12 protein-coding genes are annotated in these 21,516 nt (G+C 38.4%); 11 read left to right on the top strand and 1 reads right to left on the bottom strand.

What is annotated here, in order from left to right; translation table 11 throughout:
* The first annotated feature begins 66 nt into the window (after positions 1 to 66).
* Both VK159_RS12310 and VK159_RS12305 read left to right on the top strand, forming a co-directional pair.
* Positions 67 to 1,308, top strand: a complete 1,242-nt coding sequence (locus VK159_RS12310) for an MFS transporter (RefSeq protein WP_324230440.1) — start codon at positions 67 to 69, stop codon at positions 1,306 to 1,308.
* Between the two features lie 4 nt (positions 1,309 to 1,312).
* Positions 1,313 to 2,335 (top strand): Gfo/Idh/MocA family oxidoreductase, encoded by a 1,023-nt coding sequence (locus VK159_RS12305; RefSeq protein ID WP_324230439.1) that lies wholly within the window; start codon positions 1,313 to 1,315, stop codon positions 2,333 to 2,335.
* Positions 2,336 to 2,364: 29 nt separating this feature from the next.
* Here the strand turns inward: VK159_RS12305 and VK159_RS12300 are convergent, their stop codons facing one another.
* On the bottom strand, positions 2,365 to 3,993 hold the full coding sequence (locus tag VK159_RS12300) for an MGH1-like glycoside hydrolase domain-containing protein (RefSeq protein WP_324230438.1): 1,629 nt from the start codon (positions 3,991 to 3,993) through the stop codon (positions 2,365 to 2,367).
* Positions 3,994 to 4,306: 313 nt separating this feature from the next.
* Between VK159_RS12300 and VK159_RS12295 the strand changes: the two genes are divergently transcribed.
* The 9 genes from VK159_RS12295 to VK159_RS12255 all read left to right on the top strand — a co-directional run bounded on the left by VK159_RS12295 (position 4,307) and on the right by VK159_RS12255 (position 21,492).
* The gene (locus VK159_RS12295) at positions 4,307 to 4,510 is read left to right on the top strand and encodes a sulfatase-like hydrolase/transferase (protein WP_324230437.1); all 204 of its coding nucleotides are present in this window, start codon (positions 4,307 to 4,309) and stop codon (positions 4,508 to 4,510) included.
* A 244-nt stretch (positions 4,511 to 4,754) separates the two neighbouring features.
* Positions 4,755 to 4,913, top strand: a complete 159-nt coding sequence (locus tag VK159_RS12290) for a hypothetical protein (protein ID WP_324230436.1) — start codon at positions 4,755 to 4,757, stop codon at positions 4,911 to 4,913.
* Positions 4,914 to 5,106: 193 nt separating this feature from the next.
* Positions 5,107 to 6,510, top strand: a complete 1,404-nt coding sequence (locus VK159_RS12285; protein ID WP_324230435.1) for a sulfatase — start codon at positions 5,107 to 5,109, stop codon at positions 6,508 to 6,510.
* 77 nt (positions 6,511 to 6,587) lie between these two features.
* The gene (locus VK159_RS12280; protein WP_324230434.1) at positions 6,588 to 10,844 is read left to right on the top strand and encodes a hybrid sensor histidine kinase/response regulator transcription factor; all 4,257 of its coding nucleotides are present in this window, start codon (positions 6,588 to 6,590) and stop codon (positions 10,842 to 10,844) included.
* Positions 10,845 to 10,992: 148 nt separating this feature from the next.
* A complete protein-coding gene (locus VK159_RS12275; protein ID WP_324230433.1) occupies positions 10,993 to 13,980 on the top strand; it encodes a SusC/RagA family TonB-linked outer membrane protein in 2,988 nt (995 codons plus the stop codon).
* Positions 13,981 to 13,998: 18 nt separating this feature from the next.
* Positions 13,999 to 15,540, top strand: coding sequence for a RagB/SusD family nutrient uptake outer membrane protein (locus VK159_RS12270; RefSeq protein WP_324230432.1), 1,542 nt, complete (start codon positions 13,999 to 14,001; stop codon positions 15,538 to 15,540).
* Between the two features lie 102 nt (positions 15,541 to 15,642).
* Entirely contained in the window at positions 15,643 to 18,912 is a 3,270-nt protein-coding gene (locus VK159_RS12265) for a VCBS repeat-containing protein (RefSeq protein ID WP_324230431.1), read from the top strand.
* 86 nt (positions 18,913 to 18,998) lie between these two features.
* A complete protein-coding gene (locus tag VK159_RS12260; protein WP_324230430.1) occupies positions 18,999 to 20,384 on the top strand; it encodes a glycoside hydrolase family 27 protein in 1,386 nt (461 codons plus the stop codon).
* A 1-nt stretch (position 20,385) separates the two neighbouring features.
* Positions 20,386 to 21,492 (top strand): hypothetical protein, encoded by a 1,107-nt coding sequence (locus VK159_RS12255; protein WP_324230429.1) that lies wholly within the window; start codon positions 20,386 to 20,388, stop codon positions 21,490 to 21,492.
* Positions 21,493 to 21,516: the final 24 nt, after the last annotated feature.

The raw sequence follows: 21,516 nt of genomic DNA, 5'->3' as shown, positions 1-21,516 counted from the left end.
GGGATAAATGCGAAGCAACGAAGATGCAGTGAAAAACGAAAGCCCGTAAGATCATAATTTATAACATTGATAAAAGGACGTTTCATATTTGTATTGGGTACCTTCTTTTTAACATTACTGTTGTATGTTGACAGGATTTGTATTTCTGTGGCGAAAGACCCTATTGCAAAATCATTGGATTTATCGAAGGAACAGATGGGATGGGTATTGAGTGCATTTGCATTGGGGTATGCATTATTTCAAACACCGGGCGGCATGTTGGCTGATAAGCTTGGTGCAAGAAAGGTATTAACTGTAATTGTAATTGTGTGGTCCTTGTTTACCGGCTTTACTGCTAAAGCCTGGAATTATGTTTCTATGCTTCTGATACGTTTTTTATTTGGGGCCGGTGAAGCAGGTGCGTTTCCGGCTATTAACAGGGCTGTGGTAAGTTGGATCCCATTAAATGAAAGAGGCATTGTAACAGGGATCAATTTTTCGGGCAGCAGGTTGGGAGCTGCTTTTGCATTGCCTTTGTTATCTGTTTTGATTACCAATTGGGGCTGGCAAAATACATTTTATTTATTAGGTGCCATAGGGGTTGGGTTTGCATTCATTTGGTATTGGTTATTTAAAGACAAACCGGAAGAGCATCCGTTACTTTCATTAAGCGAAAAAGAATTTATTGTTACTAACCGTCAGCCCATTACAACAGTTGTTGCAAAGCTGCCATTTAAAAATATCCTTGTACAAGGTAATATGTGGTTGGCAATGTTGCAATATTTCTGCAGCAACTTTACGTTCTTCTTTGCGCTTACCTGGTTATATCCGCACATCAAAGAAAAATTTCACTTGGAAGCAGTGGCTGCGGGATGGTATGCATCATTGCCGTTAATAGCAGGTGCAGCGGGCAATTGGTTTAGTGGTTGGTGGATGGACAACATTTATACAAAGGGCAACTATCGAAAATCAAGGTGGTTGCCTGCTGCAACAGGTTTTTCATTATCGGCAGCTGGTCTGATCATCAGCTCTTTTATGACTGATGTTAATGCTGCTGTTCTGTTTTTAAGTCTGGCAATTTTTGGAGCAGATATGACCTTGCCTCCCTCCTGGGCTTTTTGCGCAGATATTGGTAAACAACAGGCTGGGGCTGTTTCCGGTAATATGAACATGGCTGGAAATTTAGGTGCGTTCATAACTTCACTTGCTTTTCCATATTTACTTAGCTGGGTTGGATCTCCATCTGTATTTTTTTATCTTGCCGCAGTACTAAATATTGCAGCAATATTCACATGGCTAAAGATGAACCCTGAAAAAACGATCAATTAAAACTATGCTTAAAGCTGTTTGTGTTGGTGCAGGCTATTTCAGCCGTTTTCAATATGAGGCGTGGAGCCGCATACCGGAAGTTAAAATAGTGGCCTTATGCGACTTCGATAAAGATAAAGCTAATGAAATGGCTGAAACATTTCGGATAGCATCCGTTTACAATTCAGTAACCGAAATGCTTGACAATGAAGATCCCGATTTTATTGATGTCATCACTCCTCCTGAAACACATCTGCAAATTTGCAGAGAGGCATTCAAACGAAAAATTGACGTGATTGTGCAAAAAGCATTGGCACCAACTTTACAGGAAGCAAGTACAATTGTAAACGAAGCAGAAGCAGCGGGTGTGCGATTGATGGTACATGAAAATTTTCGTTTCCAGCCCTGGTACAGAGAAATCAAAAAACTTTTGGATGAAAAAGTAATTGGTGAAACTATTTTTTCTGCTTACTTCAGAATGCGAATGGGAGATGGATGGGGTGAAGATGCTTACTTAAACCGCCAGCCTTACTTCAGAGAAATGGAACGGCTGCTTGTATATGAAACAGGGATTCATTTTATTGATACGTTTCGTTATTTATTTGGCGAAGTAAAAGAAGTATATGCCAAACTCAGAAATTTAAATCCTGTTATTAAAGGAGAAGATGCAGGCATCGTTCACTTTGAATTTGAAAATGGTGTACAGGCAGTATGGGATGCCAACCGTTATAATGAAAGTAATAGTGATAATGCCCGTTATACCTTTGGTGAAATGCTTATCGAAGGTGATAAAGGCAGTATAAGATTATATAATAATGGAAACATCTCTATTCAAACATTAGGTTTGTCTGAAAGGGTGTATGCCTATCATCACCAGAATATAAATTTTGCAGGAGATTGTGTGTATCAAATTCAGCATCATTTTATTGATTGTATAATAAATAATAAACCATTTGAAACAAGCGGCAATGATTATCTTACTAATATAAAAGTTCAGGAAGCAATTTATGTATCTGCCCGTGAAAATATACCTGTTCAGAATTTTTAGCTGCTGATCCTGTTTATTAATTATAAGTTTTATTTTATTTCACACAGTATTCTGTTTAAGTTCTCTGATTTCCCAATTACTTTTCCATTAGATAAAACCGTCAGCCCTTTCCCTGAATTGTATTTATTACCTGTTTTGTCCCAGATGATAGTAAGTTGATGACCCTTATAAGGAATTCTGTCTAAGCAAAAATAATCCCATGTGTTTTCAGGTAAGCAGGGATTTATTTCAATAACATTATCCATGCGGGGTTTAAGCCCTATTAATCCGCTTATGAGTAAATCAACATAGGTTGAATGATTATAGTCTTTACCACGTTCAACATACTGTTCTTTTTTTCTTTTCAACATTGTTCTGGCAATCCAGTCTCCTGTATATGGGTTAAGGTTTTCATCAATCCAGGGAATTGTAAATCCATTTTCTTTTTGCAATGTTTGACTGTTTGTATAAATCAGGAATTGATTTAAATAGTCTTTACGGGTTAAAATATTCTGAGGATATTCCTGGATTACATTGGCCATTGCAACAAGCGTTTGTGATGTTGCGTAAGGCCAGCTTGGACCGTTCCATTGACATTCGTGACCTTCATAATTAATCTTAAATCCGGGATGTCTCTGCTCGCAGGTAGTAAGTCCGTAAGGTGCATAAAATCCATCCTTGTCAAGAATTTGAAGCCATGCTTTTTCATAGCCGCTATTTTTAGGTGGAATTGAATAACACCAGGGCACATAGCCAAAGAGTTCTCTTACGTCTGCAGATTTTTTGGTAGAATAATCTGCTTTTCTTACAACCTTAAAAAAGGAATCTTTATCATCCCATAAAAGTTTCATCATTGAATCAGCTATTTGTGCTGACTCACTTTTATATTTTTCACTTTTTGCTTTATCACCAACCATCAAATACATTTCAGACAAAGCTTTCGCTTGCGAATACATATATGAGTTTACAGTAGGTCTTATGCCGTTTCCACCAACTGCAACTTCCATTCCGTCGCCTTCCCAACCACCCGCATTGCTCCAATAAAGCCCGAGTTCAGTAGCTCTTAGTTTTTTTAGTTCTTCATAATTTGCAGCCAATTCGTTGATTACTTTTTCAATCAGTTTATTTTGCGGATGTATTTTATGAAATTGTAAAATGGCATCGCTTAAAGGAAACGCATGACCTAATACAGCTTTAAAGTGACGCCATTTTTCATTTTTATGATATCCTGAATGATAAACCCAGAAATTAGCATAATCATTTAGATAGATTGGATCTTTCAACCATCTTCCTTCATTAAAATGAAATAACCCCGGGCATGTAATTGCGTTATAAGTTGCCGACCATGATACATCTGGTAAAAATTCAGTAATAATGTATCCAACAGGTGTTTTTTTTATGTGCTTACGATATGTCCACCACCTGAAATAATAAGTACGTTCTACACTTTTGTCAGGGCATTCAAAAAGTGGGATATTCTTAGCCAAAAAATCATACGACTTAGAATTAGGAATATGCTGTTTGTACAATTCCTGGTCAACGGCATTGAAATAATTCACATAATTTTTTAGTAACTCATCTTTCAATGGTCCATCTGTGCCCGGTTCTAAACCAAAAGACTCTTTGCAAGTAAATAAAATTGGTACTAAAAGTAGAAATTTGAAAATTGATTGTTTCATTTAATATACGTTGACTTCAGCAAATTGTATTTTAGTAAAATTATCGTAAATAACTTTTGCAAAATAATGTTTTATGAAAACATAAATGTTGTTCAGGGAAAAATGTAATTGCCAATTCAACATCATATCTATGCGTTCTGTTTATGTAACTCTGCTGATACTCTTTATATTTCAATTCGCAACAACACAACGCCCCAATATTTAATTCATTCCCATCAATTCCCCGGTTATGCAGTAGACGGCGACCAAGAATTACGTTTTACGATGATTTTGAAAACTTGCTGCTTCCAAACAAAGCATGTATTTAGGAAGAATGGCAACGAAAACTCCTTCATGGGTATTATGCCTGCATCCTTACATTGATGCACAAATTGGAAAGCTTATTCAAACATTAAAGGATGAAAGATTGTATGATAACACCATCATTGAACTATGGAGCGACAATGGCTGGAAACTGGGTGAACACAACAGTTGGGCCAAGCAAACCAATTTTGAAATTGATACAGGATACGGCTAATCATCAGCGGAAAAAATGTTACTGCCAAAGGAAAGAATACTGATGGGCTTATTGAACTGCTGAATATTTATTCCACCTTATGTGCATTGGCCGGGTTGCCTATACCATCACAAACGCTGGGTAATAATTTTTCGCCACTCTTGAAAAATCCATCAGCTAAGTGGAACTACAGTGCACACAGCCAGTTTTTGCTTGGCCGCTTTTGGCCCAATAATAAGGAAAATAATAAAATTGGTTACAGCATTTGCACCAAACACTACCGCTACGCAGAGTGGTAGTGTTTGGTCGGTTAACAATACAAGGGGGGCTTGCCGCTGAGCCATACGGCCATGAAAACGATGGTGTAGAAAATATAGATATTGCAACGGAGGCAGGTAAACATCCACTTGTTATAAAATTATAAAAGCTGCTTCACAAAGATTATCTTATTAAACAGCTTTATTGCACCGGAAGAAAGAATGATAAAGCAATAAAGAAGAATAATAGAACATCTTTATTCATTGGGTTTTGAAGAAATTGCTGGTATAAACGATTTATAAATGCTTGCAAAGGCTATTACAATTCTATTTTTGCTGTTTTGCTTTTGTCAATTTGCAATGGCGCAGCAACGTCCCAATGTGCTCATAATACAGTTAGATGATATGAATGGTTTTGGAGCAACCGATTATTACCCTAAAGTAAAAACCCCTTTCCTCCAAAAGTTAAAACAGGAGGCTTTGAATTTTATAAAAGCCACCTGCCAGGCACCTGTATGTGTGCCTTCCCGTGCATCTATGTTCAGCGGGTTGTATCCGCACACCACCGGAGCTTATTTAAACGGCAGCGATCCATGGCGTGGTAAATCAATACTTCGTAATACGGAATCTTTTCCCGAAACTTTTCATAAGAGCGGTTATGAAACATGGGCAAGAGGAAAAATATTTCATGCAAAGGTTGACAGTGGCCGTTATGAAAAAATGTTTGACAACCGGCCCATCTACATGGGTGGGTTTGGGCCCTTTGCTGAAAAAGAATACTGGTTAGGAAACGGCCAGTTTTCTTCAGTAAAAGCATGGACAGGGCCTGACAGTGATTTTCCTGATATTGTAAATGCAGATGCGGCAGTAAAATTTTTAGAAGATAAACATGATAAGCCATTCTTTTTATTTTATGGTTTGTGGCGGCCGCATACACCTTATACAGCACCCAAACGTTTTTTTGATTTGTATGAGGGTATGCACTTTGAATTACCGCAAGGATATAAAGACGGCGATTTAAATGATGTGCCTTTTCTTGCCAGAGAGTTGGTGGATAGTTTGAAACAATTTGGTAAATCGCAGGAAGAAATATTACAGACTGTTGAAAAATTAATTCGTGGTTATTGCGCCACTTCATCTTTTGCCGACTGGAATATGGGCCGTGTAATTGAGGCATTGGATAAAAGCCCTTATGCCGCCAATACTATAGTAATAGTTTGCAGTGATAATGGTTATCATAATGGTGAAAAAATACGCTGGCAAAAAGGTACGATGTGGGAAATGAGTGCTTATACTCCTTTGCTCATCCGTTTTCCAGGATGCAAACCCCAGGTCATCAATCAAACAGTTGGTTTAATAGATTTATACCCAACCCTTGTTGAGTATTGCAAACTTAATAAACCTCCTCACAAGTTAGAGGGGCAAAGCATGGTGCTCATATTTACGAATGGCAATGCTTCTTTCAGAAGTTATTCATTAACTACCTATGGTACAGGATATACATCAGTTACTGATGGCCGTTACAGGTACATCCGTTATCCTGATAAAACCGAAGAGTTGTACGACCACACGACAGACCCCTGGGAGTGGAATAATATTGCTTCACAAAAAAATATGAACGGTGTAAAAAAGAAATTGCAAAAGCTGGTGCCCAAAAAAATGCGGGAAAGCCTTGGAGGAAGATATGAGCAAAGAAGAGGCAAGGATAATAAGTATATGGCAGAAAATGAAAAAGACGGCCCGGTTGGGGAGGGAAATAATTAAATTTTATCACAATTCATTTTTATAACAAGTTGTTTTAACAGCAACATTTATAAATTGAATTGTTATTTTTTATGATTATGAGTTACAGCTTGCAAATAAAACTTCTGTTTGCACTTTTGGTTTGCCATACCGTATCTTCAGTTGCACAGGATATTAAATACCGTGTAAAGCATATTTCTGTAACAGAGGGTTTAAGTCATTCAGATGCAACTTCTATCGTGCAGGATAAAACAGGATTTATCTGGATTGGAACTTTTTCGGGTTTGAACCGCTATGATGGCCAACACATTAAACAATATCGCAACCAAAATACAAAACTCCAAAGCGTATATCACAACCGTATTAACAGTATTGCTATAGATAGCAGTAATCAGCTTTGGCTGGGTACCGATGATGGCATTGTTTTATTTGATGTGGCCAAAGAAGTGTTTACTGAAATGGAAATGAAATTACTTCCGGAATCGAATGTCAATAAAATTTTTGTTCGCCTTACATGGGTGTCAGATAGTTTAATTGTTGCGTTGAGTAATAATTTACAACGGGTGACTGCATTTAAACGAATAAGCAAAACACAATTGCAGGAAATTCCTTTTGCTGATTATTTTCCTTCCTGTACTTATTTTTCAATTACACCATCCGGTATTAATCAATTGCTCATCAGCAGTAATAATGGCGTGTTTGCTGTTTCTTATGATGAAAAGAAAGACCGCCCTGTAAGTGTTAAGAAATACTATTTGCAGGATCAGCACGGCCAACTGCACCAGAACGTATCAGGGATATTTCAGGAAGCCGGCAGGAAATTCATTGCAGCAGTTAATAATGGTTTTTGTTCCTTTAATTTATCAACTGCAGGAAAAACAGGTTCAATAATAAACAGTTATTTTACTAATATAAGCACTGCATTGCCGGCGGCTAAATACAATGGACGTAAAAACCTGGATATTTTGTTTATAGCACCCGATGTTGTGCCTGGTTCATATTGGATGGCCACACCTGATGGTGTTTTGAAATATCAATATTCAAAAAGCACACCGGGTGGGAAAAAAACAGTACAATTTATTAAACAAGGCAAGGATATTCATTACAATTTATCCTCCGATTTTTTAAATACTCTTTTTATAGACAGGTCTGGTTGTCTTTGGGTATTAACTTATGGTGGCGGGGTAAACCTCATAAATCTTTATCAGAAAAAATTCTACCTACTGTCTGATGAAGCTTCAAATCTTACTGCTGCTTTAAGTGGTAATCATATACGTGCCTTGCTGGAAGATGAAAATGACGGATTATGGGTAGGTACCCGTTTCCAGGGATTAAACAGGTATGATTTTATTAACGGCTCCAATACGATCTTTCGGCACCAGCAGGAAAATTCAAACAGCCTCATGAGTGATAATGTAAGAGCGCTTGCAAAAGATAAGAAAGGCCGTATTTGGATAGGAAATGATTTTGGTATTGATATATATGACGGTAAACAATTCAGACATATTTATGAACAGCAACTTACAGGTAATGCTATTTATTCAATTGCAGTAGATGTATTTGGCCAGTTATGGGCAGGCTCCTGGCATAGTGGCCTTAATAAAATAACGGAGAATAATGAAGGACAATTTTCTATTCAAAAGCTTTTTCACGGCCAGGAGGGTATAAGCGGCAAACAGGTGTCATTTGTTTATGCTGATCAGGAAAGGCCGGAAATTTTTGTTGGTACTTCAGGCGGGCTCGACCGTATACTGTTAAAAGCGGATGGCAGTATTTCTGAAATTTTACATTACCGGGGTAAAGAATCCGATCCAACTACGCTTAGTTCAAATTTTATATGGCCTGTGGTACGTACCAATGCCAATACGCTTTGGGTAGGAACACTCGGTGGCGGGCTCAATAAAATTACACTTGAAGGAACTGCATATCATGCAAAGGCCTATGGCCTATCAAATGGTTTGCCTTTTGTTGATGTAGAAACCTTGCTGGAAGATAACGATGGTAATTTATGGATGGGTGGCGGCAACGGTCTTGTAATGTTCAACACCAAAACAGAAGTGTTTACACAGTACGATGTATATGATGGATTGCAGAGCAACAGTTTTAAAATTGGAGCTGCCTGTAAAGGAAAAGACGGACGTCTTTACTTTGGAGGTATTCATGGTGTAAATTATTTTTATCCGCAGGAAATTAATAAGAGCAACCGGTACTATCCTCTCGTATTTACTGATCTGTTGCTTAATGATAAGGCAGTGCAGCCGGGTAAAGAAAGTGTAATGCAGGAAGATCTTAATACAATGCCCCGGATACATCTCAACCACAGGCAAAACTATTTTTCTATAAGGTTTGCTGCGCTTGATTTTGCAACATCAGGCAAATGGTATTACCGCTATAAACTAAGTGGGTTTGATCCTGACTGGGTAGAGGCTGATGCATCACACGCATTTGCATCGTATTCACATCTTTCGCCTGGTCATTATCATTTTTCAGTACAGGCTTCAGTTGACAAAAAAACATGGAACATTAGCAGCAGCATGTTGCCCGTAACTATAGCGCCACCCTGGTGGAAAACAACATCGGCAAAATTACTTTATACGTTAATTGCATTATCACTGGCATACATTGTATGGAAATATACATCCCGCATGATACGCCTTAAACGGGCATTGCATATAAAAGAACTGGAAGAAAAGCAGCATGAAGAACATCATCGCATGAGACTTGATTTTTTTACCAATATTTCGCATGAGTTACGTACGCCCCTTGGATTAATACTTGCCCCTGCTGAAAAATTGATTGAAGATGCCAATGAAGCTGACAAACAAAAAGGGCTTTATTTATTAATACAAAAAAATGCACAGCGTTTATTAAGATTGGTAAATGAACTGATGGACTTCAGAAAAGCAGAAGAAGGGTCAGTAAAATTAAAAGCATCAGAAACAGAAATCATATCCTTTATTTCCAGTTTAACAAATGACTTTAGAGAAGTAGCTGCACAAAAAGATATTAAGCTCCATTTTACAGAAAGCCCTGCCAGCTTTCATGCCTGGACAGACCCTGTAATTCTTGAAAAAATTATTGTAAACATCCTTGCAAATGCAATTAAGTACACACCTGCACATGGTAACATTTATATAAAGCTGTTAACAGATGAACTGCCTTCTTCTTCTTTTAGCAACAGCTTTAAGGTGAGTGGTTCAGTAGCTGAAAAAGATTTATACTGGATCAAAGTTACTGATACCGGCTCCGGAATAGATGCCCATTCACTCAACAGAATTTTTGAACGTTATTTCCAGGGAGAAGAGTATGAACATAACCACCAGGTAGTAAGTACAGGTATAGGGCTTGCGTTGGTAAAGAGTTTAACCCTTGCTCACAGAGGTTCAGTATATGTATGCAGTCAACGCTTAATGGGAAGTGAATTTTTTATTGGGTTGCCAAAAGGGTATCATTATCTGCACCCCGACGAAATATCACTTGTTAGTGATTATGAGTTAAGCGATCAGTCAATTACAGGTTTGGAGAAAAAGTATAAGCCGGGCCACTCATTTGTTCACAATCAGGAAATAGATGGAAAGCAGCCTTTGTTACCTAAGCTTTTGGTAGTAGAAGATAATGCTGATCTCAGAAATTTTTTGTTTGAACACTTATCTCAAATTTATAAAGTGTTTACAGCATCTAATGCACAAACAGGTTTTGATATTGCTTTGAAAGAATTGCCTGATATTATAGTAAGTGATGTAATGATGCCGGGCATGGATGGCATAGAGTTTTGCCGGAAAATAAAATCAACAATTGAAATATCACATATTCCGGTAGTTTTACTCACAGCCAAAAATTCAGTAGATAGCCGTGTGAGCGGGGCAGAGTCGGGTGCCGAGCTTTATATGAGCAAACCTTTTAGTTTACGCTTGTTAAAGACCAATCTGCACAACCTTCTTGCTTCAAGAAAAAAACTAAAGGAACTATACCTTCATAATGGTTTGTCTGAAGCAAGAGAATTAGCCGGCAATGCCAAAGACAAAGAATTTTTGGATACACTTGTGAGTTTTATTCATGAGCAAATGGATAAACCTGAGCTGGACGTAGAAACTATTTGCCGGGGTATGGCTATCAGTAAAAGTAAACTCTATATTAAAATGCACCAGGTAACCGGGCACACAATTGGCGATTTTGTGCGGAAAATAAAGCTGAAGTATGCTGCACAATTATTGGTAGCCCAACATCGCACAGTATCAGAAGTGTTATTTGAAACCGGGTTTCAAAGCGCTTCCCACTTTACAAAAGCATTTAAAAAGGAGTTTGGAAAAACGCCTACTCAATATGTAAAAGATTTCAGCAAGCACTCTTCATAATAGTTTAAACCTTTTTTGTTCTGATTTCCCACTTTCCGGGTAATTAATGGAATAAATCGCCAATTTTCAGGAAGCTGAGAATACTTCTATGCTGTATTGCAGCAGAAATTTACTTGTTTTTATTCCTTAACAACCAAAACTTAATATTATGATTGCATTGCCGGTTTACGTCCGAAAGGGTAGCTGCCTGCTTATCTCTTTGCTTTTCTTTTTAACGGCTTTCAGCCAGCAAAAAACTTTATCAGGAAAAATTATTACAGGTAATGGAAAGCCTGTTAATGGAGCATCTGTAACCGTGAAAGGAACATCATTGGGTACTGTTTCAGATGCATCAGGAAATTTCAGCATTTCGCTATCGGCCACCGCAAAATCACTGCTTGTAAGTGCAATTGGTTTTGCAGACCAGGAAATTGATATTGCCGGTCTTACTACAATAACGGTAACTCTTTCCGAAGCTTCAAAAAACTTAAATGAAGTAGTAGTTATTGGTTATGGTACTCAAAAAAGAAAAGATATTACAGGTTCTATTACAACAATTGGCAAATCTGAATTTAACAAAGGGGTGGTAACAGGTGTAACCAGCCTTATTCAAGGGAAAGTACCGGGGTTAGTTGTATCGAGACAAGGTGGCGATCCAAACGCTGCTGCTTCAGTGTTGTTACGTGGCCCTTCAACACTTACCGGTTCAACAGCTCCCTTTTATGTTATTGACGGTGTGCCCGGGGCTGATATATCAACAGTAAACCCCGAGGATATTATGTCTATTGATGTTATGAAAGATGCTACATCAACTGCTATATATGGTACACGTGCAGCTAACGGTGTAATAATGGTAACTACCAGGAGAGCAAAATCAGGACAGCAAATTTTGAGTTATAGTGCTTTTGTAAGTACAGACAACATCATTAAAAAAATTCCGGTTGCCACAGCCGATGAATTAAGAGCTTATCTTAAAACAAGAAATCTCAATTTGGCTGCTTCTGATGAGGATAATGTCAGTACCGATTGGCAGGATGTTATCTCCAGAAATGGTGTAAGCCAAAACCACAGTCTTAGTTTTGGCGGAGGTAATCAGCAATCACGCTTTCTGTTTTCTATGGGGTTGCTCGATCAAAAAGGTGTCATCAAAAAATCCGGGGCTACCCGTTATACCGGCAGGCTTACACTTGATCATTCCATGTTTAATAATAAGCTTCGTTTTTCCGGAAACCTTGCAGCCTCTTTCCGTAAATCCAGTACCATTAATTATGATGCATTACAACAGGCTACCCAATATTTGCCTACTGCTAAAGTTTATAACACTGATGGTACTTTTAAAGAAAACTACAGCCGCCAGGGTTATAAAAATCCACTTGCTTTAATTGAGCAAAATGATTTCGAAAACAAATACACAGCACTTACTAACAATGGCGTTATATCATGGGATATTTTTAAAGGATTAACATTTACTGCAAGTGGCACTTATGAAAAGAGGTTTTTCAGTGATTATAATTACTCTGATCGCCTGTCGTATGATAACAGGGGAAGTAGCGGATATGCCCGCCGCTCAAGCACAGAAGGTAGCTCCAAAATCCTGGAAACTTATCTCAACTATGAAAAAAATTTTGATAAACACAGTTTGAAATTATTAGCTGGTTATTCATGGCAGGGAGATAGATTTAATGATGGTATCAGCATACAAACAACCGGTTTCCTCACAGATGATCAGGGTTATTATGGCATTGCTAATTCTAACCCTCTTCAAACAGGTTTCTCTTATTTCGCAAACGGTTTTCCACGTCTTTCTGAGTCTAACCTTATTTCATTTTACGGCAGGGTGAATTATACATTTAACAGTAAATATATTTTACAGGCAATACTGCGTCGTGATGGGTCTTCACGTTTTGGAGCTAATGAAAAATGGGCTATGTTCCCTGCTGTTTCAGCCGCATGGCGCATTAGCGGCGAGGAGTTTATGAAAAAGGTATCGTTTATAAGTGATTTGAAGTTGCGTGCAGGTTATGGTGTATCAGGTAATGCCAATGTAAATCCGTATCAGTCGTTTGTTCGTTACAATACAAATTTAATTGCTTATGTAAATGGTATATGGCAAAGTGCTTACGGGCTGGCACAAATTGAAAACCCTGATTTAAAATGGGAGAAAACAGCCACTTCAAATATTGGGTTGGATTTTGGATTGATAGATAACAAAATTACCGGTACTGTAGAATACTATATCAAAACAACTACAGACATGATTTTTAATTACCTCCTGCCTTCCCCACCTTTTCCTGTAGGAAATGTATCAGGTAATGGTGGAAAAATGCAAAACAAGGGAGTTGAAGTACTGGTAAATTATCAGGTGATAGACAAAAACAATGTAAGCTGGAATACAGGTTTAAACTTTGCTGCCAATAAAAATGAAATTCTTACACTGCAATCTTCCAATAAAAACTTACAGGCATTGCCATTACTTTATCGTGATGTAGGTTCATTAGGCGGAAGAGGCTTAACCGGCTTTTTTGCACAACGCCAGGTTCCAGGCTACAGCTTAGGTACATTTTATCTGTTCCGCTATGCGGGACAGGATGCGCAGGGCAATTATCTCTACTATGATTCTTCGGGGAAAAATACAGTAAGGCAAAGTGCTTTAAAGCCGCAGGATCAGGCAATCATTAATAATGCAACCGCCTTACCCAAGTTTACGCTTGGATGGATAAATACAGTAAGCTACAAACAATTTAGTCTTAACTTTTTACTGAGAGGTTCCTTTGGTAATAAAATCTATAATGGAATGGAAATGGATCGGGACAGGGCAGTGGAAGCTACTGTTTACAACCCATCATCATCAGCTATTAAAAACGGCAATCGGGATGCCATCACCTACAGCACACTCTATCTTGAAAGCGGAGATTATGTGCGTTTAGATAATGCTACATTATATTACAAACTGCCTGATTCAAAAGTGTATAAAAATGCCCAGGTGTATATAACCGCCAATAACCTGTTTACTATTACAAAGTTTACAGGCGTGGATCCGGAAGTAAAGCTGGATGGCCAGGAACCCGGCCTTGTAGGTTTGGGAGGGTTTAGTTCAGTTAGGCCCGTTTATTTCCAGATACGCTCATTTACAATAGGTGTAAACTTTAATTTTTAATTCAAAAAAATGATGGTTATGCTACTCATAAAAAAACTTTCAATTTATACGGCTGCATGTATAATTTTAGTTTCATGCACCAAACTGGATGAAAATGATCCTTCCAGTTTTACCGAATCTAATTTCCCCACAAACTCCAATCCCGTTTCTTTTCAATTATTTGCTGCAGCACCAATTGCCCATTTGCGCAACTTGCTGGCGAATCAGCAAACCTGGGAGTTGCATGAAACTTCTACAGATGAATGCGTAGTACCCATCCGTGGTGGTGGTTGGTTTGATAATGGTAAATGGAGAGATATGCATTTCCATACGTATAAATCTGACAATCCAGTATTAAAAGATTCATGGTCAACTATTCAAACTGGTATCAGCCGTTGTAACACTGCATTATTGGTTCTTGAAAAAGCGGATGATGGCCCGGCAAAAAAGGAATATATAGCACAAGTAAGAACGGTACGTGCTTATTATCATTTTTTAATGATGGATTTGTGGGGCAATGTGCCAATTGTAACAAAGGCTGATTTATCTGAGGGGTTACCAGGCACTAAAACAAGAACAGAAGTATTTAATTTTATTGAAAAAGAACTCAAAGAAGCAGAGGTGGATTTAACTGAGAAAGTGGATGCATCTACTTACGGTCAAATTACAAAGTGGATGGCTAAAACGTTATTAGCAAAATTATACGTTAATGCATTGGCATATACCGGCACACCCAAGTGGGATGATTGCATTAGTAAATGCACAGAGGTGATTAGCTCAGGTAAATATGATTTAACCTCTAATTTCCTTTCTATTTTTGCTTACAATAACGGCCCTCAGATAAAAGAGATTATTTTTTCCATAGTAAATGATGAACCTCAAAAAGCTACTCAACTTACTTTTCCGCAACGCTTTTTACCGGGCGGCTTTAGTAACAGTGTAGATTATAAAGCCGGTACATGGGCAGGTTACAGCACGTTGTCTGAATTTTATGACAAATTCAATGATCCTAACGATCAGCGTAATAAACAATGGAGAATAGGGTTGCAGGCTTTTTCCAATGGAGCTCCGGTAATGGAAGGAACAAAGCAGGTGCAAATTCAAAAAGAATTAAAATGGGGTGTTGTAGATCCGGCCAATCCGTTTAATGTTGGTGCTTGCGATACCTGTAACTGGATGGGTGCAAAAAATATGAAGTATAGTTTTGATCCCACTTCAACTTCTTCCGGCTTAAGTAATGATTTTGTATTGTTTCGTTATGCCGATGTATTAATGATGAAAGCAGAGGCTGAAGCGAGAAAAGCAGATAACCCAAATCTTGCACTTGCTGCATTTAATCAGGTTCGTGCAAGAAGCAATGCGGCTGCATTACCTGCTTTAACATGGGATATAATGCTCGATGAACGTGGCCGTGAGTTTGCATACGAAGGATGGCGAAGAAATGATATGATTCGTTTTGGGAAATGGGAGAGTGCATTTGGTTTGAAAACTGATAATACCATTACCCGCCGCATCTATCCAATTCCTCAATTCTTTATTAGTGGCAACCCCAATCTGAAACAGAACCCGGGATATAACTAAGTCTTTATTAATTATTGTAAATAACCCACTCAATAGAATCATTGAAGTGGGTTATTTTATAAGTAAATCTTTTTTAAATGTAACAGCACAATTGCATTGCCCATGCGTACGATGGTATTTTTAGTAGTGATTTCTTTTTTAGGTTACGGGTGCACACAACAAAAGGAGCACCCATTGTTTATTAAAAAAAAATATACGCAAACAGGTATTGATTTCAGAAATAATAAAGCAGATGCACCTGATCTCAACTTCATTACCTATCCTTATTTCTATAATGGAGGAGGAGTGGCAGCAGGTGATATTAATAATGATGGACTGATTGATGTTTTCTTTACAGCCAACCAAGGTGAAAGCAAACTTTATCTCAACAAAGGAAATCTTACTTTTGAAGATATTACCGTTGCTGCAGGAATAACATTTAACGACCTCTATGCTACCGGTGTTACAATGGCGGATATTAATGGCGATGGTTGGTTAGACATTTACATATCAGCCGTATCAGGTCATCTGCAACTCTCCGGCTCTAACCGGCTTTATATGAATACCGGTAAAAACGGATTTGCAGAAATGAGTATGGATTTTGGACTTGATATAGCCGGCTATGTTTCTCAAACTTCTTTTTTTGATTATGATCATGATGGTGATCTTGACTGTTTTGTTCTTACACAGGCCATTGCCAATGCAGACAGGTATCAACATGTATCAGCAAGAGAAATGATAAGTGAGTATGCAGGCGACAGACTCATGCGTAATGATAATGGCAAGTTTACAGATGTGAGTAAAACTGCCGGGATACATCAGGGGCCTAATGGCTTTGGATTAGGTGTATCTGTGGCCGATATTAATAACGATGGATGGGATGATATTTATATAACCAATGATTTTTATGAAGACGATTATTATTACCTGAACATGGGCAACGGAACATTTAAAGAAAGCGGCAGGCAGTTTTTTCCTCATTACAGCCGTTTCAGTATGGGGTGCGATGTGGCTGATATTAATAACGACGGATGGCAGGATGTGTACACATTAGACATGGTTCCGGATGATGAAGTAATTGAAAAAACAACATTGGGCGATGATGTTTATACCATGTTTCAGTATAAGCTCAATTACGGTTACCATCCGCAGTTTTCCAAAAATGCACTTCATCTCAATAACGGTGGTAAACATTTTTCTGATATTGCCTTTTACAGCGGCGTGCATGCAACTGACTGGAGCTGGAGCCCCCTTTTTGCTGATTTTGATATGGATGGATACAAAGATTTATTTATTACCAACGGGGTTATGAACCGCCCCAATGACCTTAACTATATCAGCTTCTATGCAACTTTGCAGCAAAACAAATCACTTGTAAAAGATGAAATAGATTACTACCGCACTTCTTTTGAAAAAATGCGTGACGGAGCCTGGCATAATTACATCTACAAAGGAAATAAAAACCTGCAATTTGAAGATAAGAGCAGCTCGTGGGGCTTTACCCGCAACGATATAAGTAATGGTGCTGTTTATGCAGATCTTGATAATGACGGAGACCCGGATATAATAACGAATAATGTAAATGATGAGGCTGCTGTTTATGAAAACATGACTATGCAACAGCAAAAAGACAGCATTGCGTATATCAAAGTAAGATTTAACGGGTTTCAAAAAAATAAATTCGGAGTAGGTGCTAAAATCTGGCTTTGGCAAAATGGAAATATGCAATTGCAGCAAAATATTCCTGTACGAGGTTTTCAGTCTTCTGTACCACCAGAGTTGTTATTCGGTGTAAGAGCGGGGAAGTTGGTTGATTCAGTATTGGTACAATGGCCCGGCGGAAGTTGGGAAATGAAAAAAAATATTGCTCACAATACCGTGCTTTCTTTTGAACAGAAGAATGCTGTTACTGTTTTTAGAAATGCACCATCAGCGCAAAACAAACAAACAGGGATAACAGTTGCAGAATTTCCATTTACACATCATGAAAATGAATTCAATGATTTTTTGGGTCAGCCATTATTACCTTATATGCTTTCAAACGAAGGTCCGGCTTGTGCAGTGGCAGATGTAAATAACGATGGATTGGAAGATGTTTTTTTTGGTGTTGCTAAAGGCAGGCCCTGTCAATTGTACCTTCAATCAGTTGCGAACAGCTTTAAACCATTTATAACAGGAGATTTTTTAGCTGACTCACTTTATGAGAGTACTGATGCCTTATTTTTTGATGCAGACAATGATAAAGATGCAGACCTGTACATTGTAAGCGGAGGAAATGAATTTGCAGCAGGTTCTTCTTTTTTAAACGACCGGTTATTGCTTAATGATGGTAAAGGAAATTTTACAAAAGCAAGGGGCGCCTTACCGGACATGCTTTTTAATAAAAGCTGCGTTGCTGCTGCAGATTATGATAAAGATGGTGATTTAGATTTATTTGTTGGGGGCAGAAGTGTAACAAACAGTTATGGTACAGTGCCCCGTTCTTACTTGTTGCAAAACAATGGGAAAGGAAAGTTTACAGATGTTTCGGATGCCGGGATGCAATATCCCGGAATGCTAAGAGATGCCGAATGGAGAGATATGAATAATGATGGTTTTCCTGATTTGATAATTGCAGGTGAATGGATGCCCATAGCAATTTATATCAACCAAAAAGGAAAGTTACAATCAGCCTCATTGATTCAAATAAACGGAAGTAAAGGTTTGTGGCAAACGCTTACTTTAACAGATGCAGACAAAGATGGCGATGTGGATATTTTAGCCGGCAACATAGGGTTAAACAATAAATACCGGCATGGCAATTCTGAGGGATTACGAATGTATGCGGGAGATTTTGATAAAAACGGTAGAATAGAGCAAGTGCTGGCATATAACAGATCAGGAAAATGGTACCCGGCTGCTTCTAAAGATGAATTGGCACAGCAAATGGCGGGCTTTATTAATAAAAGGTATATTAACTATGAGGTTTTCGCTGGTAAAACAGTGGAAGATATTCTTACGCCTCCATTAATTCAAAAGTCGTTGATTTATGAGGCAGAAACCATGCATTCGCTAATGATTCGAAATGACGGGGATAACAAATTTTCTATCGATTTTTTGCCGGATGAGTTACAGAGAGGGGTAATAATGGCTTTTTCTGAAGTGCCATTTAAAACGAATTGTTTTTTTGCAGGTGGGAACCGAACCCGTGTCAATAATTATAATGGCAGTATGGATGGGCTGCTGCCCGTATTGTTTCAAACAAACAGTTTAACAACAACCGAAGGTATAATCCAGTTGCCATCGGGCGCAGAAATCAGAAAAACCATTCCCATTAAGATAGGCAATGAAAAGCAGCTCTTAGTGGTTTGCAACGGCGGTAAAGCATGGCTTTTGAGTAATAAAAAGGAATAATGAAACAATACAGCAAAATTTATGAATAAACAGCTTAACATAAAAAAGCGTTCTGGTATATTTTTAAATTATTCAAAATCAACTTTATGATCAGGATTTGTTTGCTATTATGTTTAATGTTGTTCACTTCAGGTTTGGCTATAGGTCAAAAAACATCTGCTGAGATAGCCCCCACACCACCTATGGGCTGGAACAGTTACAATGCCTATGGAGCAACAGTAACTGAAGCAGAAGTAAGAGAAAATGCAGAGTACATTGCAAAAAATTTAAAACAGTATGGCTGGGATTATGTAGTAATTGATTTTTGCTGGTGGTATCCACATCCGCCGGGTGGCGGACAAAGTAACCCTCCGCAGTTTGCCAATAAATTTGATGGTTCATTGGTTCCTTATTTTGAAATGGATGAGTATGGGCGCTTGCATCCTGATGTGCGCCGGTTTCCATCATCAGCAGGTGGTAAAGGATTTAAACCATTGGCTGATTATATTCATTCACTCGGTTTAAAATTTGGTATTCATGTAATGCGTGGTATTCCTCGCCAGGCTGTTTGGTACAACACGCCGGTGATGGGAACAAGTGGTATCCGTGCAAAAGATATTGTGGATACTACATCTGTTTGTCCCTGGTTAAATAATATGTGGGGTGTAAACATGAGCAAACCGGGAGCACAGGAATGGCATAATTCAATTTTAAAACAATACGAAAGCTGGGGAGTTGATTATATTAAACTGGACGATACCGATCTGAATGAAAAATATCCTTACCGAAAAGAAGAGGTTACCGCTTTTCATAAAGCTATTCAAACATTACAGAAGCCAATCACGCTCAGCCTGAGTTTGAACATGAAATATGCAAACAGGGAACATGCTGCAGAGAACAGTGAATTGTGGAGAGTGAGTCATGATTTTTGGGATGAATTCAAGCAGTTGAAAGAGCAATTTGCAATTCTTGCACAATGGGCACCACACACAGGTCCGGGTAACTGGCCCGATGCTGACATGCTGCAAATTGGTGCAATTGCCAAACGTGGCCCGGTTGGTCAACCTCGTCGCTCAGCTTTTTCGCCGGAGGAAGCAAGAACACATATCACATTATGGAGCATTTTCCGCAGCCCATTGATGATGGGTGGAAACCTGCCGGAGAACACAGCTTTGGAAACTGAGTTGATGACAAATACTGAAATCATTGATATCAATCAAAGAAGTAAAAACAGCCGCCAGGTTTTCAGAAAAGATGAAATGGTTTGTTGGGCATCCGAATCACTCGATGGGAAATTCATCAACATCGCATTGTTCAATTTGAATGATCAGGAAAAGCCAATCACTGTTTTGTTAAGTGAACTGGGTTTAAAAGGAACTTATACGATTCGTGATGCCTGGAAAAAAACGGATATTGGGAAAACGAAGAAAGAAATGAAGTATACGGTTGCACCGCATGCAAGTTTAATGTTGCGCTTATCAAAAACAAAGTAAAATGAAAACAATCATATTCGCCATCACTGCTTTTTACTGTGTTCATGTACAGGCACAGAAAAATCTGAAAGATAAGAGAGTTGGTAAAACAGAAGTAACAATCGTTGGAGAGGAGTTTTATATAAATGGCGAACCTACATTTAAAGGGAGGACTTACAACGGAATGAAAATTCAGGGATTGTTGCCCAACAGCCGTATGGTACAGGGAATTTTTGATGACCTGAACGACAGTACACGACATTTATGGGCTTATCCTGATACAAAGGTCTGGGATCCGGAACGTAATACCAATGAGTTTGTAAAAGCCATGCCTGAATGGAAAAAACATGGTTTGTTGGCATTTACACTCAATTTGCAAGGTGGTAGTCCTTACGGTTACTCCAACAAACAACCCTGGTATAATTCTGCCATTGATAGCAATGGGGTATTACGTAAGGAATACATGATGCGTTTGCGTAAAATTTTAAACAAGGCTGATGAGCTGGGAATGGTTTGCATCCTTGGTCTCTTTTATTTTGGTCAGGATGAACGTGTGAAAGATCAAGAAGCAGTGAAAAAGGCCGTTCGGCAAACCATTAATTGGTTGCACAGAGCAAATTACAAAAATGTAATTATTGAAATCAATAACGAGTGCAGTCCTGGTGGTTATCAGCACGACATTTTGAAACCGAAAGGTGTTCATCAATTAATTGAAATGGTGAGGGGCCTGAAAGATGAGAATGGACACCGTTACCTGGTAAGCACAAGTTATGTAGGCAAAAACAGGCCGACGCCACAAGTGATTGCAGCGTCAGATTTTTTATTGGTACATGGTAACGGCATCAGTAACCAGGATACATTAGTTGCTTACTATAATGAGTTTAAGAATTTAATGGGTGATAAGAAAATGCCCATTGTTAATAATGAAGATGACCATTTTAATTTTGATAAACCGCAGAACAACATGCTTACATCTTTTCAGAACTATGTAAGCTGGGGATATTTTGATTTCAGAAAAAAAGAGGAGCCCTTTGAAACCGGTTATCAAAGTATGCCGGCAAGCTGGAAAATTGATACGGACAGAAAGAACGGATTTTTTGGTTTATTGAAAAAAGTTACCGGATTCTAATATGCACAATAGCCAAATAAAATG

The organism is Lacibacter sp. (assembly GCF_035299325.1).
Lineage (GTDB): Bacteria > Bacteroidota > Bacteroidia > Chitinophagales > Chitinophagaceae > Lacibacter.
Note: the sequence above shows the minus strand (reverse complement) of the source record. Positions and strands in the feature narration are given on the sequence as shown.

What these genes read in the sequence shown, in the direction of transcription:
- VK159_RS12305 (WP_324230439.1), top strand. Translation starts at nt 1,313, where the DNA reads ATGCTTAAAGCTGTTTGTGTTGGTGCAGGCTATTTCAGCCGTTTTCAA.
- VK159_RS12300 (WP_324230438.1), bottom strand. Translation starts at nt 3,993, where the DNA reads ATGAAACAATCAATTTTCAAATTTCTACTTTTAGTACCAATTTTATTT.
- VK159_RS12295 (WP_324230437.1), top strand. Translation starts at nt 4,307, where the DNA reads ATGGCAACGAAAACTCCTTCATGGGTATTATGCCTGCATCCTTACATT.
- VK159_RS12285 (WP_324230435.1), top strand. Translation starts at nt 5,107, where the DNA reads ATGGCGCAGCAACGTCCCAATGTGCTCATAATACAGTTAGATGATATG.
- VK159_RS12280 (WP_324230434.1), top strand. Translation starts at nt 6,588, where the DNA reads ATGAGTTACAGCTTGCAAATAAAACTTCTGTTTGCACTTTTGGTTTGC.
- VK159_RS12275 (WP_324230433.1), top strand. Translation starts at nt 10,993, where the DNA reads ATGATTGCATTGCCGGTTTACGTCCGAAAGGGTAGCTGCCTGCTTATC.
- VK159_RS12270 (WP_324230432.1), top strand. Translation starts at nt 13,999, where the DNA reads ATGCTACTCATAAAAAAACTTTCAATTTATACGGCTGCATGTATAATT.
- VK159_RS12265 (WP_324230431.1), top strand. Translation starts at nt 15,643, where the DNA reads ATGCGTACGATGGTATTTTTAGTAGTGATTTCTTTTTTAGGTTACGGG.
- VK159_RS12260 (WP_324230430.1), top strand. Translation starts at nt 18,999, where the DNA reads ATGATCAGGATTTGTTTGCTATTATGTTTAATGTTGTTCACTTCAGGT.
- VK159_RS12255 (WP_324230429.1), top strand. Translation starts at nt 20,386, where the DNA reads ATGAAAACAATCATATTCGCCATCACTGCTTTTTACTGTGTTCATGTA.